Source organism: Pedobacter sp. A2324 (assembly GCF_059693705.1).
The window spans coordinates 226,739-240,854 of record NZ_JCASSK010000007.1 but is presented as its reverse complement, the minus strand read 5'-3'; the positions used below and the strand labels follow the sequence as shown (position 1 = coordinate 240,854).

Below are 14,116 nucleotides of genomic sequence, written 5' to 3'. Positions count from 1 at the left end.
TGAAACGCCTTTAATTAAACATATATAAATAACTTAATGGAGATGGACTAATATCATCGGAAGTAATTAAGAAGCTTAAAAAATGTTATCAAAGTGGATGGTAAGGTTTTGCCGATTTCTTAGCATGGACTTGCCGGGTAACTAGTGTTCCATGGAAACTTTGGTGCGGGTTTGTGCCGCTGGTGATTCCGGTGCATATTGGTGTTCGGGATGAAAAGTTCTAGACGTTAACTCCGCATGGCGGCAGGCGTTAAAGTATGTGTAATTCATTGCCGAATATACGTGGTAGAAAAATATAAATAAAAGGAGGTGCTTAAGTGTTATTACAATGGTCAAAAGGGTACCAGGACTGAGTTTATCCAGTTGAAGCAGCTGGAGAAGGCTTCCGGAATTATGATTTTTTGAATGTGGGTGTGCATAACGGTTTTAACTACCCTCCTTGCGCGATTGCGATTGATACGGATGACCAGCGTGATTTTAAGCCGGTGCAGGGGCAGTGGGTTATGTGCCAGGTAAATGGGTGCGGAAGAGGCTACTGCTTTTCGCAGAAAGCTGACTACGCTGAATTTTAAGGGTAAGAATCATTTTTGTGAGTGAGAGTTGAGTATTCGATGTGGAAGGATGCGGCGGGGAAGCGCAGGTGTTTGGTGCTATCGACCGCGACTACTGAGTCCATGCACGGTCCGAAGATTGGTAAAAAGGGTCAGCAGCTGAAGGAAAGAATTAAGTATGTTATCATGTGATGTTGAAGGATCACGAGTATTTCTAGCCTCCGGAACTGTATATTGATTGTGTGAAACTGATACGGGGAAGTGACCAATACTTTTGCAATTGGGATTACTAAGGCGAATGAGCTGATGATGCAGGTAGATAATTCTACACTGAGTATGCCTGCTGTATTGACTGATGAGCTGGCCTGGGAGTGGCTGATGAGTAATTTGAGTGATGATAGGATCACTCAAGCGCAATGACGCAGATTTCTTCGAGGCTGATGGCAATTTATACTATTGCTTCGGAATATCGATTAAAAGGCTCGCGGGAAGATCGATGGAATATTCATTTTCCAGTAGCCGTTCTTCCTGCGGAAAGGTCTCGTTTTCAGAATTGAAAACATCCTTACTCAGTCCATTTTGATCAGCCTGCTCAGCCGGCCACCTGCGGTCAAAACCAACAGGTAACCCGAAACAGTGATCCCCATATACAGCATCGTGAAGAACTTGGGCGCTGCATTTAGGTATAAAAAAACTGAACTGATGAAATATAACAACAACCCCATCAGCAGATATGCTACAATTAACTGCTAATGGATTTTTTCATCCTTTTTACCCTTGACGGCAACCAGCGAAACCACTAATAAAAGCAGTTAAAAGAGCTTAGGCCTAAGCAGTCCTTTAAATATTTTCCTTTTCCATGGTCTTCGTTTTATTTATTTGGCTTTGGAATTACGCAGAGAATTCTTTTTTGGCGGTTCCTTAGGCCATCTGTATTTAAAGCATTGCCGGAGAATGCTCCAAACCCCGTAGCAGTAGCGCAGGGGCATAAAGTAGGGCTTTGCCCAACTTGCGCTTTCTCCTTTTCTTCGAAGGGAAAAGGACACGCTGAGGAGCCCGAAGCTGTGCGGATAAAAAGCGAAGCTGTATATATCGGTGCTGTACTTATCATAGCTACGACTTAGGAACAGCAAATTTGAAGAGACTATATTAAAGGCAATGGGGCAGCCTGGGATATACCAATAAGTTTTTTTAGATTGGGCACCATTAAACGTAATCTCAAAATGAACGAACTAGCTCGGCAAATATTTAATGAATCTATCAGCACCTTTTTTAGAGAGGAAAAGGAAAACATTTTAAGTGATGTAGCAGAAAGAAATCTCTGTGGAAGATTATCCATATACCTTACCAATGCACTTTCAACTCATGGTGTGAATGGATATTTTGCTGATCCTGAATACAATCGAAAACAAGGAGGCAAAGTAAAAACAGTTCTACTCGGAAGGGAAAAAATAGTAACTATTCAAGCTGATTTAATTGTGCATACCAGAGGGCGCGTTGTTGATGGGGATAATTTCATCGCTATTGAAATGAAAAAGTCCATCCGTCCCGAGGAAGAAAAAATATCGGATAGGGAAAGACTAACTGCCATGACAATGAAAAGTTACGATGGTGTCTGGTCTTCCGGAGATGGCACACAACCGGACCACGTCTGTAACTATCAATTAGGTGTTTTTATAATTTTAGATGTCAAAAACCACAGTTACATATTGGAATTTTACCAACTGGGAAATCTTTACGAGGTATCTGAAGGCAGATTTTAGAAATCATATCACAACATCAACAATTATGGACCCTAAGCAAGCAATATTCAAAGATCCTGAAGGTAAATTTGCAATCATTATTCCACCAAGCTGGGAATATAATGTAAGAAAGGAAACAGATAAACCAAGTCTTCATCAATTTCAGGTTTCACCTGGATGCGTCTTCCAGATAAGCTGCAATCCTATAAATGATAAGATTTCGGATTTAATTGAGGACAAAAAGATTTTGCCGCACGATTTCAACCTCCCAAATATTAGTTTTGTAGAAGAACACCAGCATAAACCTTCCATTGAAATGTATCGCTGGATGGCATTGATCGATGGACAATTCTTCTTTGCATCTTATTTCTTCGATCCTCGCAAAAAGGATTCCAAAGATATCGGGCTGGATCTTATGGGAATCAGAATGTCACTCCAGCACCTTCGTATTAATAGAAGTAATTGCAATCAGGAAGCTAAAGAAAACAAAAAGGGGAAGAAAGGTGAGCAAGTTGACTATTCTGATATTGAGAATTGGCGTGATCAGGTGAATAAATTTTACAAGACTATGTCTCCAGGAGAAAAACTGAACACCCGTCGTATGTCTCCCGTAAATATTGATGTTCTAAAATTATATGCACTTTTAACCTCAAAAATTTCTCATCAACCCAATGGCTTTCTAGATTCCGTAAAAGTCAACAAACCACTTGACAATCCAATTTGGTGGGATTTTATCTTAGAATGTAAAAAAGGATTTATTCAGATTTGGAGAACACCCTTTGTTATAGAGGCTAATTATTATTTTGAAGGTGAATTTGATATAGAATCCTTTTTTAACTTCAACATTAGGAAGTACGAACGTGAAATTCAAGCTATGATACTCAATTTCGAGCGTCACACCATTTATATCAACCATTATGAAAGCTATCGTCAGTGTGTAGAAACCCTATGGAGAGATATTGCAAAAATAGATTTGACACTGCCCAAACCACTAGTCGGACACGTTACCCAAACTGAAGAAATGAATGACTACACCAAAAATGTTGAACAGTTCATAAACAATAGCGTAAAATACCATGCTTTGGCAAAGTCGCTGGTATTGAATGCGGCATTTAAGGTAGAATCCTTTCTAAACCTGATTATACGAATTGGCAGTACACCCGAATTGCGAAGCTACCCTGATGTTTTGTCTAAGTTTACTAAGCAAGACTTTCAATCAAGAGTAAAGAGCATAAGGTTCTATACCTATATTTTTTCTGCCGATGTAGATATGGGAAGTGTTGTTTACAGGGAAACCAAAGAACTTATGACACTTCGGAACAAATATGTCCACTACGAAGAGGACACACTGCATAACAGACTCGGCGAGATTTATTATGACCGTGATTATCCCCTTCACCCAATAGAAAAAAACAGGCCTGCAATTGACGCTACAATTAAGACATACCATCACCCGGATATTGATACGGTTCGCAAGGCCTACGAGACGTCAAATAATTTCGTGGCTATGCTCCAATCATTAATACATGAAGAAATCAGAGACAGCCTGCTATTTTTAGTTGAACAGAATCCAATTGGATTTAATGAGGCAAGGGGAATATACTCTTCTGTTTATATGCCAGCAGCAATTGACTTTTTCACCACCCTTAAATCTGATTAGCAATCTGATTTTGGACAATATGTATGGGTTTCACAAAACCATATTATCAGAAGACATATTTTTAACCATTTCCAACTTCAGATTCTTTCATCAGGAACCTGGCGACTGGCTGGAATTCTAGAAACTTCTTTCAAAACAACTATGAAACATTATGTACATACCTCGTGTTTGCATGCACACATAAAATCTATAATTTGCACCTATGAGCCCTAAACGTGATGATTTCACTTCGGATACGAAACGCATCTTGGCTTCCAGGGTGGCCTACCGCTGCTGTTTTCCAGACTGCAGCCGTATAACAATAGGCCCAAATAGCAGCGGTGAAGACAAAGTGGTGATTTTAGGTGAGGCCGCGCACATCGCTGCTGCAGCACCAGGTGGTCCCAGATACAGCACGGAGATGTCCAGTGAGCAAAGAAGATCAATAAATAACGGAATTTGGTTATGCCGCTCACATGCAAGATTAATTGATAGCGATCATGAACAATATTCTCAAGAGACTTTGAAGCAGTGGAAACAGATTGCCGAAAAACACGCATATGATAATCTGAAAGAACTCTTTAAAGATAAAATACAAGCACCAACTACTTTGGTTAGCCTCGATGTAAACCTGATTTTCGAGGCGATGTGGAAAGCGGTTGAAGGGAACAGATGGTCTTTCGTTGTGAAAAATTTCATTATTGGTGATGAGTTTGCATTGCGGAACTATGAAAATGCATCCAATGGCATGCTTGATTACATTGTTATTGAGTCGCAGGGAGAGGGCAGATTACTATGCGGTGGAGTAGACTGGAAGATCAATGAAGATGGAGATTTTGAGATCGCGGTTAATGTATTGCCCAAGGCAGTAAGACGGGACCCTCATCTGCTTGGAGGAGATATCGCTCTGGATCATAATCACGATGTTGATACATATAAAGGCGATTTTGTCGAGATATCTGGTATCCCATATGCAAAGCAGTTGATTGAACAGAACCTTTCACTACCACTTGCTACATGGAGATTCAATCCTCTATTAGGATCGTTATTCTACCGCTACTACCAACAATATGTTAGTGACAGGCCAATGCTCGATCGATTGATGACGATTGAGCTGACAAGATTGGCAACAATTCCACCCTATCAGATTGAGCTGGGAGACGAACCTGAGCTGAATTTTATAGACAGGATCATAAAGGTAAATGTGCTCAGCGAGTCCGACGGAATAGTATCCTTATTTCTTTCTCTCCAATGGGGCGATGGTTCGGGATGGAGTGGTACTATACGAGTAAAACTGTGGCGGGGCGAGCCGGATGAGGAAGATGATGAGATGCCAGATTTCCTTACAGAGTTCTTCGAACCCAATCAGATTGAACAATTTAAACGACTAACTTCAAAGCTTGGTAGTAGCGAAATTACGGGTAAGTTCACCAGTAACTTCGCCCTTCAAATGTTTAACGAACAGCTCCCCAAATTGATGGAAGCTTCTGAATCATTGCTCGAGAAAGATGTATATAGCCTTTTTCTTTCCCATGAAATTTTTAAAACAATTGACGATGACTATTTTCCTTTCCTGACATCAATTGATCTCGAAAGGTATTTGATTGTAGGGGAAGTAAATAGGTTAGGACTACGGATAGAGCTTAAAGGATTTAAAAGGGCCGGGATATCTGCTTTCGATATCACCAACGATCTATTTATCTTTTTCCATGATTACCATTACGAGATCGGGACTTCACTGACTGTTATTACATTGAGGAAAACCTATGATGATCTGCCCAACAGAAATGACTTGGCTTCAATTGCTCAATTCTGGGTCAACTCCTTCATGAAACAAATCAATAGGCAGATCATGTCTTTACCGCAATTTAAATAGAATATGAAATATGTAAATACCTCTATGAAAGCAAAACGTACCCCGCATGTAGACAAGCTCTTTAAAGCAGACCCTAGATGGAGCATATTCGAAGACGCTGGTTCATTCAGCGAATTCCAACAAAACTTCCTATTTTCTGAACGCCTTCACCTCAATACAGACAAGCACCTATTAGAACAGGAAATACTGATCACCAAACTGTTAACATACGGATTTTTCGAGTACGAGTTTATTACCGTTGCCATACATAATTCATTCTTGATGTTCGAACTAGGTTTAAAAATCTACTATAAAAAATTCGCCGGAATAGATTTTCATGGGCAATTTTTTAAGCTGATTGAAGTCTTTGAAAAACTATCTATTATAAACGGTGAGAACAGATTGGTTCTGGATATGATCCGCCACATAAGGAACCATTTAGCACACCCTAATGAACATACAATAGTTCCTCCAGCAGCGATAGAAGTCATCAAATTGGTGATACTGACCATAAATGATCTGGACAGTATTCTAAGAAAAAAGTGATGGATGACAAAAACGTCAAAAAATGACTTATATAATATTGATAATAAACATGTTACTTGACTCAGAATAAAAAATAGCTCCATTTTTATCTAACATCTTAGGTGCTGCCTTTATTGAGCTTTTTTTGAGCTTGTATTTTATCTTTAATTTCTTGAATCGAAAAACAAGGTTTTTTTCTTGCATGAACCATGGCATGGCAATTTGGACAGATCGGTACCAAATCTGTCAAAGGATCAATCTCATGAGCGCCATTTATAATATTTACTTCGTTTAGGTGATGTACATGAATATAATCTTTACCGATAAGGCCATATTTTAAACTAAAGTCTAGGTTACACACTATGCAAACTGGCCCGAATTTTTTCAAACAAGCTTCCCGAGCATAAGGACTCCGTTCATATACTTTAACTAACCGATGTTTCACTTGACCATCAACATATTTCTCTTCGGGATGACCAGCTGAAGTAGATGAAAAATATTTCTTAAGCCAAATCTCTTCGAGCTTCAAAGCTATATCTGACTGAACGCTTATCCCCGACTGTTGCGGCAACCAATTTTGACTTGTCAAACCTGCTTGTTCCAATTCACCTACAGTTACAATCACATCCTTTGGATCTACAAATACATCGAATTTAATAATGACACGCCAATCCATTCTTTTGGGATCAGTCGCCGACGGTGCCCGGAACGGAAGGCTCATGATATATCCAGAGGCAAACAATCCCTTCGTTTTTACCTTTTTGCCTAATTTGATTAAAAAAGCCCTGTCACCAATCTTAACCTGCTTAAAACTGGAGCAAGTCCAGATTTCACTCGTTTTACCAGTTGTGTCGAATTCCTGAAGCTTATATTCTAAATTCTTCCACTCCCACTTACTTGGATTCCAGTCAAAGAGATAAGTAGATTTGGAGAAGTCTACACTGACCTTGGAATTTGAAAAACTGCCATCTTGATTTTTCACCAGTTCCCAAATTCCATGCTTATCAGGATCATATTTGACTGCTTTTCCTCTTTTGACCCAAAATAGCAAGTCGAAAGGCGACCCCTGATCTGATTTCCTCTCTTTATGATTTTCTGGATAGTGATGTCTTGAGGTATGGTTTACGGTTGCTGCGATGATTTGTGCAACTATAGTATTTTGATTTACTCCTTTCCAATTAGCATTGATATAGTCCTTAATCTGTTTATATTTGATTGTACCATGAAGATGTTCAACAGCTTCCTTTACCATCAAATGTACTTGTGGTTTCAATTTGTCATTCATAATTATGGATTTGGATAAGGGCTCCAGTCTTTAAAAACATCTCTGGTATGTAACACTTCGAAAGATGTATAAGGCTGGGGCTTGAGCTGCCAATACACTCTAATTTCTTGTTTCTTTTTATATCGAAGAGATTTTTGATAGTAATATTCATTCACCTTATCCGAAAGTCTGTTATATAGCGTAAATATAACCAGTGTTTCATGGAAAATATCATTCCATTTTTCGAACTTAATATGGCTTACATGATCAATATTCGTCTCAACGTAGTTTGTAAGTGTAAAATTTCTCCCCATAAAAAAATACTGCGAGTGGGCAATAGCATTACGGATCTGTCCTTTGTGACATTTCTCAAAACTAGCTCCCAATTCAGGTATCATTTCCGAAAGGACTGGCTTAATATGATTCTTTAAGGCCTTATCCCTTGTAAACCCACCAGGCTTCAAAGGGTCATGTGATTTGATGCGAAATGACCAATCATATTTTTCACCTTTAATTAGTCGAGCTAACTGATACCACTTTTTGATGAAGGTTTCGCCTTCCCAGATTTTCAGGTATATCAGCATCTCAAATTGCATAGTAAAGGATAATTCATGGTCAAGCTGATCTTTCAATTTGAAGTCATTTGATTGTTCAGCATAATATTTTTCATATTCTATGGAATTATGTACAGGTTCTCTAAGGTACTCACCTATAAAGTCATAGTTTGTTCGCTCACTATGGCCTTCATAATTCCAGCCGAGCTCATAAAAATATTTTATGATCGGTAGACTATCTTCGGATTTTGTTGTTGATAAACTAGCATTCTCATTTACCAACAGAAGATCTCCATTATGGGATTGATTCTTTAATGCCAAATCAAATAATTGCTCAAAATATGGTAGGAGTAGTTTATATTTTTTATCGAGTAGATCTTTGAAGAGCATAACAATTATCTTAAAGTAATACAACAAAAAGTCATACACATGATTTTAACAATGACATATGTATCTTAAAAGTAAACAAATAATTTACCTCGAAAGTCCAACAAGCCAGTCATCGAGTGTATCAGCCAGATAATCATTGGGATTCCTCTCGTGTTTAATACCTTCCAACATATTGGTAATATCTACATCTGAAAGGAAAAACATCAGCTTTCCACTTTCTCTCAATGCACCTCTGGCCGCCTGTATTGCACTATCATTTGGGCCTATTCGAGAAATGACGACCGCAACAGACCTTAATGCATTTTTATATAAATACCGTTCAGTTAAATATACAGCGTGCTGTGTTACTTCATTACAATAGTTTTTGAACTCAAAAAGAATAAACCTGGTATTGAAAGATTGGGCAAGTGATTTCCAGAAATCATCAAAAAAGGTAATCCTGCAGATCAGATCAAACCTAGATAATTCATCATCTGTACGCTGCTGCGATTCCCAAAGCGTTAAATCTTTGCGAAAGAGAAATTTCAGGATGTCGTACATGAGCTTTTCATAGGCTGACCAATGATCTTTACCGCAGGGAAGGGCAGCAAGCTTCACAATTAATTCGTCGGCCATTACGTGATCGGGATTCGGTAAAGGTCCTGGATCAATAGGTTTATCTTTAGGGAAAAGATCATCTTTAAGCGCATTGGAGACTTCGCTTCCTGTTCGCATTTTAAAAGTTTCAGTTCCCTGTTGCGATTCCAGCAATAGCCGTTCGAAATCTTCTTTAAGCTCAGCGCTGGTTTTGCGCAATTCTTCCAGGACGATCCCCCGATCCCAGATCGTAATACCAAATTTTTCCTTTAAGCTAAGCCTGATTTCTATACTGATATCAATACTGAATATTGCTATGCCGTAACTATCACCTCCCATCGCGCCAACTATTTTTGCAAGCTGGCTTATCGTCCTTTCTATAAGCGAATAATGGATGCGGTTACTCCGGTAAAATTTGAGCTCGAGGTAATAGGTGTTTCCCTTTGTGACTTTTAAATCATAGCCATGATCTGAGAATTGCCCATTCTCTACCAGAAAACCTCTTAAGTTAAAATGGGCAATAATGATATCCCCGAAATGTTCTGCAAACATCCAGCTACTTTTCATCATGATTTTGGTCTTGTATAAATGAGTTTAGAATAATTCCCTTCCTTTCCGCGGCTGGGTTTAAATTTTTCCTCCAATATGGAATTTCCTACCCTTTGCAATTTTGCTTCCCGCTCGGCATTTTTTTCCTTTCTGGCATTTAATTCAAGGATGTTCCTGGCATATCCTTTCAATATATTCGCAGCTTTCTCGGTCAATATGGTATCAGCTTTGGCTCTCACTTTTCGATCAGCTAAAAACTTCATCAGTTGCCCGACAGGCCTATCCAGTTCCTTCGCCACCTCATCCAACCGGTAACCTGTAAAACTTCCTTTGAGTGCTTTGAGGTTTTCCAGGGTATCAAACTCTTTTACAAAGATCTTTGGAAACTTCCTGGGACGGAGAATAGGCTTAGAATCGGATAAGATTAGGTTAAATTGTTCCTTGAAATAAAACTGCATCTTGACCTTGCGAATTTCCATCAGAATCTCGCCCTCCATCAGTTCCTGCTGATATGACTGATATTTTTTTAGATGATCGATCAAGGCATCAACCTGATCAACACTATTAAGCGGTAAGAATTTATTGAGATCGAGCATACAAATTTAGTTGTATAAATTTAATAGAAGAAACATTAAAATCAAATACAGGAGTAAAAAACAAGAAAAATTTTCAGTTGCCAACCTCTTTAACCGCCCCGGCCTAAAACCCTGTATAGCCAGTCGATATTTTAGTTAAAAGACATTTAATAGTATTAGACATCTCAAAAGTCCGGCAGATGAAACACCTGCCGGACCAAATTTGCTAAAATGTGTTTAGCCGGTTTGTCTTGCCAGATCGTCAGCTTCAGCTGCCAGTGAAATAACATATTCCACAGAGAAGGTATCAATCAAAGAAAGTGCATAATCACGATCTATGGGCAACAATTCGGGCTTCAATATTTCTTCATCGATAAAACGATCAGCGTCCCACAAAGAACGGGTCAATTTCGGGTTATCTGGTTCTATGCGCTCAAAGACGCGTTCGAATGACTGGTTCGCCTCATATATAAATTCTTCCCTGTCCTCTTTATTTAAAGGAAATGAGGAAATTATTCGGATAGAAATATCTGAGAAGGTCTCAACTCCCGACAATGGTTCATCATATTCCCATTCAATTTCATCTTCATCACCTTTGAAAAGTCGATAATCATTATAATAAACGTTTTCCTGCCAAACTAAAAACCCTTCTTTAAAGATTTGGACTTTAAATTCGTCATCTAGCGTGACATTATTGGCGGTTTCAATATTTAAAACATATTGATTCCAATCTCGCACTTCGGCCTTATCCATATTGGTAAACAATAGAATTGACAATTCAATTCTAGCTGGCGATGCTTTTAATAGATCTGTCCATTTATTCAGTCCGCATAGTTTAGCAATGACATGCTGCGCATTACCTAGTTTAAAGCGTTCTTCATTAACGTTGAAGTCGTTCACAATCAAATCGAACTTGAAATACATTGGATCGTAATCATACAAGTTACGCCCCAGTTTCGAGTCGAAAGAAGAAGTTTGGGTTTTGAAATCTTTGTGAAGATTTTTTGCTTGCAGTTTTAAATACTCAATAGGTGTCATAATACATTCCTGTTTAGACCTACTTAGTTATCCGTGGTATTTGCGTTCGTAATCTTGTTTGGATAATAAGCAGGCAGGTTTGCATTATTAAACAATTAATTGGCTGAATAGATCTTTGCACGAACGGGCAAGCTTGCCAAAAAGCTTAAACAATTATAGGAATAAAAATCCTTATTGTCAATACTCAAAAATCATGTAATATCAGTCGGGATATACCCAACCTGCCAACTATACACAAACCTAAAACTTGATAATTGTTCCGTCGAAATAAAAACGTTAATCTTATTTTTAGTTTAACGCCCCACCCTCCACCACACCCACCCCACCATTCCCACCCCACCCACAACCCAATACCACCAGGTAACCCCAGCCTTCGTACTGCTCACCGCTCCCTTCTTCTCCTTTACACTCTGCTGCGCCTGTTGCTTTTGCGTCACAGTAGCCGCTCCTATTGTTTTTGTTGCCACCTTCCGGTTATCCCTTTTCCAAAGCTCCATCATTTCTACTTCCCCCTTAAAACCACTATCAGGCGAATAGTACACGATGCCCTTCGGCCAAATGCGCCATTGCAATTCGGAGTTAATGCTGTCATGAGTCATTATTGTCCATTGACGCGTAGCCACCAATTCACTTTGAAAACTACTCTTCTCAACAAATGATGATTTAGCACTCTCTTTCCGTAAAGCACTGCAGGCCGCCAGACAGGCGGCCAACAGTAATAGTAAACGCTTCATGACTTATTCCCTTTCAGCCAGTTGGCAAAATACTTGATCGTGCGGATATGGCGGTACTTGCTATACACGCCGTCACCTTCACGGCTTCCGACAACATTGGTATTCCCTTCCACGGTAATAATCCAGGAGCCACGTTGCATTTTCACGATGCCGCAATGGGCAATGCGCTTAAGCCCCGGGAAGTAAATGCCAAATACATCTGAAGGCTCAGGCTTGCTGGTACGTTTGCCTTCAGGAAACAATGCCGGACTCCAGGCCGAGCGGGGTTGCCCGCAGCCGGCTTGTCCGTATACCCAGCTTACAAACGCTGCACACCAGGGATCGCCTTTGGCATTGCCAGTATAATACAAAAACTTCTCTACAGCAGGGCCGTCATTGCTGCCGGTGGCTTCATGAATACCCAACTGGCTTTCCGCAACCTGAAGGATCAGTTGCCGGGTGGGTTGATTACGAAAAGGCGGTTTTAAAATACCGCCGCCAGGCAGCCCACTGCCGATAATAAAAGCAGTGCAAAGCAGGCATAATAAAAACTTAACTGTTGCCATGATGGTAAATTTTCAAATTGTGAAACCATGAAATAAATTGAAGGTAGTGCGAGTTGCTTTCGTAAAATATTGAGCAAGCCCAGCGTTAAGAGCAGCAGGCAGAACCAGCAAATCAAACTGAAAAATGCGAGTTGCCAGATGCCGGCGTCTAACCATCCTACGGTAGCATCGCCATTGCCCAGAAACATTGGTAACACCCGCCAGGCAGTTGTTAATCCCGATACCAATAGTAGCAGGAGAAAAACACGAAATAGTAAATCTCCTTTTCGGAGCTGTAATAATAAAGTTTTCATGATGAATAAATTTTAAGGTGAAAGAAATACCGCCCGGCTAAACCTTATGTTGCCCCTGGCTATAACCCCGGCTGGCCGGGCGGTAAATCAGGATAATTGATTTAGCCCCTTACAGCACCGTTAACTCGGAGATGTACGTGCTATCACTGTTTAAATCGGCAGTGGTAGTAGAGCTAAAAGCCACATAAATGTGAACCGTATCCCCAACAAACACGTTGGGAAGCTGCATGGCATAAGTACCGGCAGATCGCTCCGCTACCAGCGAAGCCCTCATGAATTTGGATTTTACCGGGTTGTATACCAATACACTTAAGCTGTCGCTAGGCATGTAGCGATCATCTTTAAGTTGTACATCATACTCCCAGCTGATGTTCACAATACCGCCCGCAGCCGGTTCTACCAGAAACTCAACCGGCAATTCCAGCGAACCTTCACTGAAACGTACCTTGGTCAGCTCGATTTCGTAATCCGGATAGATGCCCACAATTGCGTTTTTGATGTGATAAGAAACTGCAACGTTCATCGGCGTAGACACACCTGCCGATGAGGCAAAGCCCCTGTTGATCAGGGCTGCAAACCTGCTCAGGAATGGTGTGACCAATCCAAATTTAAGCTGTACCGACAGTTGCTTTTCGGTTGCCGCTTTTCCGCTACTGCGGGGCAAACCCCTGATTACATCTAAGCTGCGCCAATAAGCACCAACCACTGTTCCTGTTTTCTTACGGAATCCACCAAGGATCCCCTGTTTAATTACTCCCATTGTTTTATGGATTAAATGAAAAAATTTGTTAACTCGTCGACCTGTACCTGAAGCTAACCGGTGTGTTCATGCCAGCGGCGACAGAACAAAGGAACAGGAATAAAAAGCCCTAAAATAGTCCCCTGGGTACGGTACCTTTGGGCGAAATGTGCCATAGCACACACATAAAGGACATTTATTTTTATTTACAATTAATTTTGAGGGCTGTATTTCCGCTCAATAGGGTGACATTTGTAACCAAAAAATATTTTTTTTGGAAATTAAATTCTGATATTTTAAATTTAAGTGTTGGTTCGTCACAACACCTGTCTTTGAAATGAGGGAATGCTTCATTCTCCTCCTGTATTTCAGGCATAATACTTTTACTTTTCCCTATAACTTGTTCGTATTTCGTACGTGTCTTGAACGTGTCTCGAACGTGTCTGCTACGTGTTTTTACGTTCCAGGCCAGTTTCGGGTATGGCCCGGCTATGCTATGACCCTGTACAGGTTATATGCCGTGGTCGAAGGATTATAAAACTAAAAC

The 14,116-nt window shown here is 40.1% G+C and carries 15 protein-coding genes; 5 read left to right on the top strand and 10 right to left on the bottom strand.

Features of this window, described 5'->3' with window-relative positions; translation table 11 throughout:
- Positions 1-812: 812 nt before the first annotated feature.
- Positions 813-971 carry a hypothetical protein gene (locus AC570I_RS20245; protein ID WP_497406951.1) on the top strand — a complete coding sequence of 53 codons (159 nt, stop codon included), beginning with the start codon at positions 813-815 and terminating at the stop codon, positions 969-971.
- Between the two features lie 149 nt (positions 972-1,120).
- Here AC570I_RS20245 and AC570I_RS20240 read toward each other — a convergent pair whose 3' ends face one another.
- Positions 1,121-1,276: a YWFCY domain-containing protein gene (locus tag AC570I_RS20240; RefSeq protein ID WP_497406950.1), complete on the bottom strand. Its 156-nt coding sequence runs from the start codon at positions 1,274-1,276 to the stop codon at positions 1,121-1,123.
- A gap of 498 nt (positions 1,277-1,774) precedes the next feature.
- Between AC570I_RS20240 and AC570I_RS20235 the strand changes: the two genes are divergently transcribed.
- The 4 genes from AC570I_RS20235 to AC570I_RS20220 all read left to right on the top strand — a co-directional run bounded on the left by AC570I_RS20235 (position 1,775) and on the right by AC570I_RS20220 (position 6,333).
- Positions 1,775-2,314, top strand: a complete 540-nt coding sequence (locus tag AC570I_RS20235; protein WP_497406949.1) for a hypothetical protein — start codon at positions 1,775-1,777, stop codon at positions 2,312-2,314.
- A gap of 25 nt (positions 2,315-2,339) precedes the next feature.
- Positions 2,340-3,953 carry a hypothetical protein gene (locus AC570I_RS20230; protein ID WP_497406948.1) on the top strand — a complete coding sequence of 538 codons (1,614 nt, stop codon included), beginning with the start codon at positions 2,340-2,342 and terminating at the stop codon, positions 3,951-3,953.
- Positions 3,954-4,155: 202 nt separating this feature from the next.
- A complete protein-coding gene (locus AC570I_RS20225; RefSeq protein ID WP_497406947.1) occupies positions 4,156-5,808 on the top strand; it encodes a hypothetical protein in 1,653 nt (550 codons plus the stop codon).
- Positions 5,809-5,832: 24 nt separating this feature from the next.
- Positions 5,833-6,333: a hypothetical protein gene (locus AC570I_RS20220; RefSeq protein WP_497406946.1), complete on the top strand. Its 501-nt coding sequence runs from the start codon at positions 5,833-5,835 to the stop codon at positions 6,331-6,333.
- A gap of 97 nt (positions 6,334-6,430) precedes the next feature.
- Here AC570I_RS20220 and AC570I_RS20215 read toward each other — a convergent pair whose 3' ends face one another.
- The 9 genes from AC570I_RS20215 to AC570I_RS20175 all read right to left on the bottom strand — a co-directional run bounded on the left by AC570I_RS20215 (position 6,431) and on the right by AC570I_RS20175 (position 13,590).
- Positions 6,431-7,597 (bottom strand): HNH endonuclease, encoded by a 1,167-nt coding sequence (locus AC570I_RS20215; RefSeq protein WP_497406945.1) that lies wholly within the window; start codon positions 7,595-7,597, stop codon positions 6,431-6,433.
- 2 nt (positions 7,598-7,599) lie between these two features.
- Positions 7,600-8,520: a hypothetical protein gene (locus AC570I_RS20210; RefSeq protein ID WP_497406944.1), complete on the bottom strand. Its 921-nt coding sequence runs from the start codon at positions 8,518-8,520 to the stop codon at positions 7,600-7,602.
- Positions 8,521-8,604: 84 nt separating this feature from the next.
- The gene (locus AC570I_RS20205; RefSeq protein WP_497406943.1) at positions 8,605-9,666 is read right to left on the bottom strand and encodes a hypothetical protein; all 1,062 of its coding nucleotides are present in this window, start codon (positions 9,664-9,666) and stop codon (positions 8,605-8,607) included.
- Positions 9,663-10,241 (bottom strand): hypothetical protein, encoded by a 579-nt coding sequence (locus tag AC570I_RS20200; RefSeq protein WP_497406942.1) that lies wholly within the window; start codon positions 10,239-10,241, stop codon positions 9,663-9,665. Before AC570I_RS20200 ends, AC570I_RS20205 begins: the two co-directional genes overlap by 4 nt.
- A gap of 216 nt (positions 10,242-10,457) precedes the next feature.
- The gene (locus AC570I_RS20195; protein ID WP_497406941.1) at positions 10,458-11,258 is read right to left on the bottom strand and encodes a hypothetical protein; all 801 of its coding nucleotides are present in this window, start codon (positions 11,256-11,258) and stop codon (positions 10,458-10,460) included.
- A gap of 293 nt (positions 11,259-11,551) precedes the next feature.
- Positions 11,552-11,992: a hypothetical protein gene (locus tag AC570I_RS20190; RefSeq protein ID WP_497406940.1), complete on the bottom strand. Its 441-nt coding sequence runs from the start codon at positions 11,990-11,992 to the stop codon at positions 11,552-11,554.
- A complete protein-coding gene (locus tag AC570I_RS20185) occupies positions 11,989-12,537 on the bottom strand; it encodes a C40 family peptidase (protein WP_497406939.1) in 549 nt (182 codons plus the stop codon). Before AC570I_RS20185 ends, AC570I_RS20190 begins: the two co-directional genes overlap by 4 nt.
- Complete coding sequence (locus AC570I_RS20180; RefSeq protein ID WP_497406938.1) at positions 12,456-12,830, bottom strand: hypothetical protein; 375 nt, start codon at positions 12,828-12,830, stop codon at positions 12,456-12,458. The genes AC570I_RS20185 and AC570I_RS20180 overlap by 82 nt, the downstream gene beginning before the upstream one ends.
- A gap of 109 nt (positions 12,831-12,939) precedes the next feature.
- Entirely contained in the window at positions 12,940-13,590 is a 651-nt protein-coding gene (locus tag AC570I_RS20175) for a DUF6266 family protein (RefSeq protein ID WP_497406937.1), read from the bottom strand.
- Positions 13,591-14,116: the final 526 nt, after the last annotated feature.

Coding starts and splice junctions, on each gene's coding strand:
- AC570I_RS20215 (WP_497406945.1), bottom strand. CDS start 7,597: ATGAATGACAAATTGAAACCACAAGTACATTTGATGGTAAAGGAAGCT.
- AC570I_RS20175 (WP_497406937.1), bottom strand. CDS start 13,590: ATGGGAGTAATTAAACAGGGGATCCTTGGTGGATTCCGTAAGAAAACA.
- AC570I_RS20230 (WP_497406948.1), top strand. CDS start 2,340: ATGGACCCTAAGCAAGCAATATTCAAAGATCCTGAAGGTAAATTTGCA.
- AC570I_RS20225 (WP_497406947.1), top strand. CDS start 4,156: ATGAGCCCTAAACGTGATGATTTCACTTCGGATACGAAACGCATCTTG.
- AC570I_RS20185 (WP_497406939.1), bottom strand. CDS start 12,537: ATGGCAACAGTTAAGTTTTTATTATGCCTGCTTTGCACTGCTTTTATT.
- AC570I_RS20190 (WP_497406940.1), bottom strand. CDS start 11,992: ATGAAGCGTTTACTATTACTGTTGGCCGCCTGTCTGGCGGCCTGCAGT.
- AC570I_RS20220 (WP_497406946.1), top strand. CDS start 5,833: ATGAAAGCAAAACGTACCCCGCATGTAGACAAGCTCTTTAAAGCAGAC.
- AC570I_RS20210 (WP_497406944.1), bottom strand. CDS start 8,520: ATGCTCTTCAAAGATCTACTCGATAAAAAATATAAACTACTCCTACCA.
- AC570I_RS20195 (WP_497406941.1), bottom strand. CDS start 11,258: ATGACACCTATTGAGTATTTAAAACTGCAAGCAAAAAATCTTCACAAA.
- AC570I_RS20240 (WP_497406950.1), bottom strand. CDS start 1,276: ATGGGGTTGTTGTTATATTTCATCAGTTCAGTTTTTTTATACCTAAAT.
- AC570I_RS20205 (WP_497406943.1), bottom strand. CDS start 9,666: ATGATGAAAAGTAGCTGGATGTTTGCAGAACATTTCGGGGATATCATT.
- AC570I_RS20235 (WP_497406949.1), top strand. CDS start 1,775: ATGAACGAACTAGCTCGGCAAATATTTAATGAATCTATCAGCACCTTT.
- AC570I_RS20180 (WP_497406938.1), bottom strand. CDS start 12,830: ATGAAAACTTTATTATTACAGCTCCGAAAAGGAGATTTACTATTTCGT.
- AC570I_RS20200 (WP_497406942.1), bottom strand. CDS start 10,241: ATGCTCGATCTCAATAAATTCTTACCGCTTAATAGTGTTGATCAGGTT.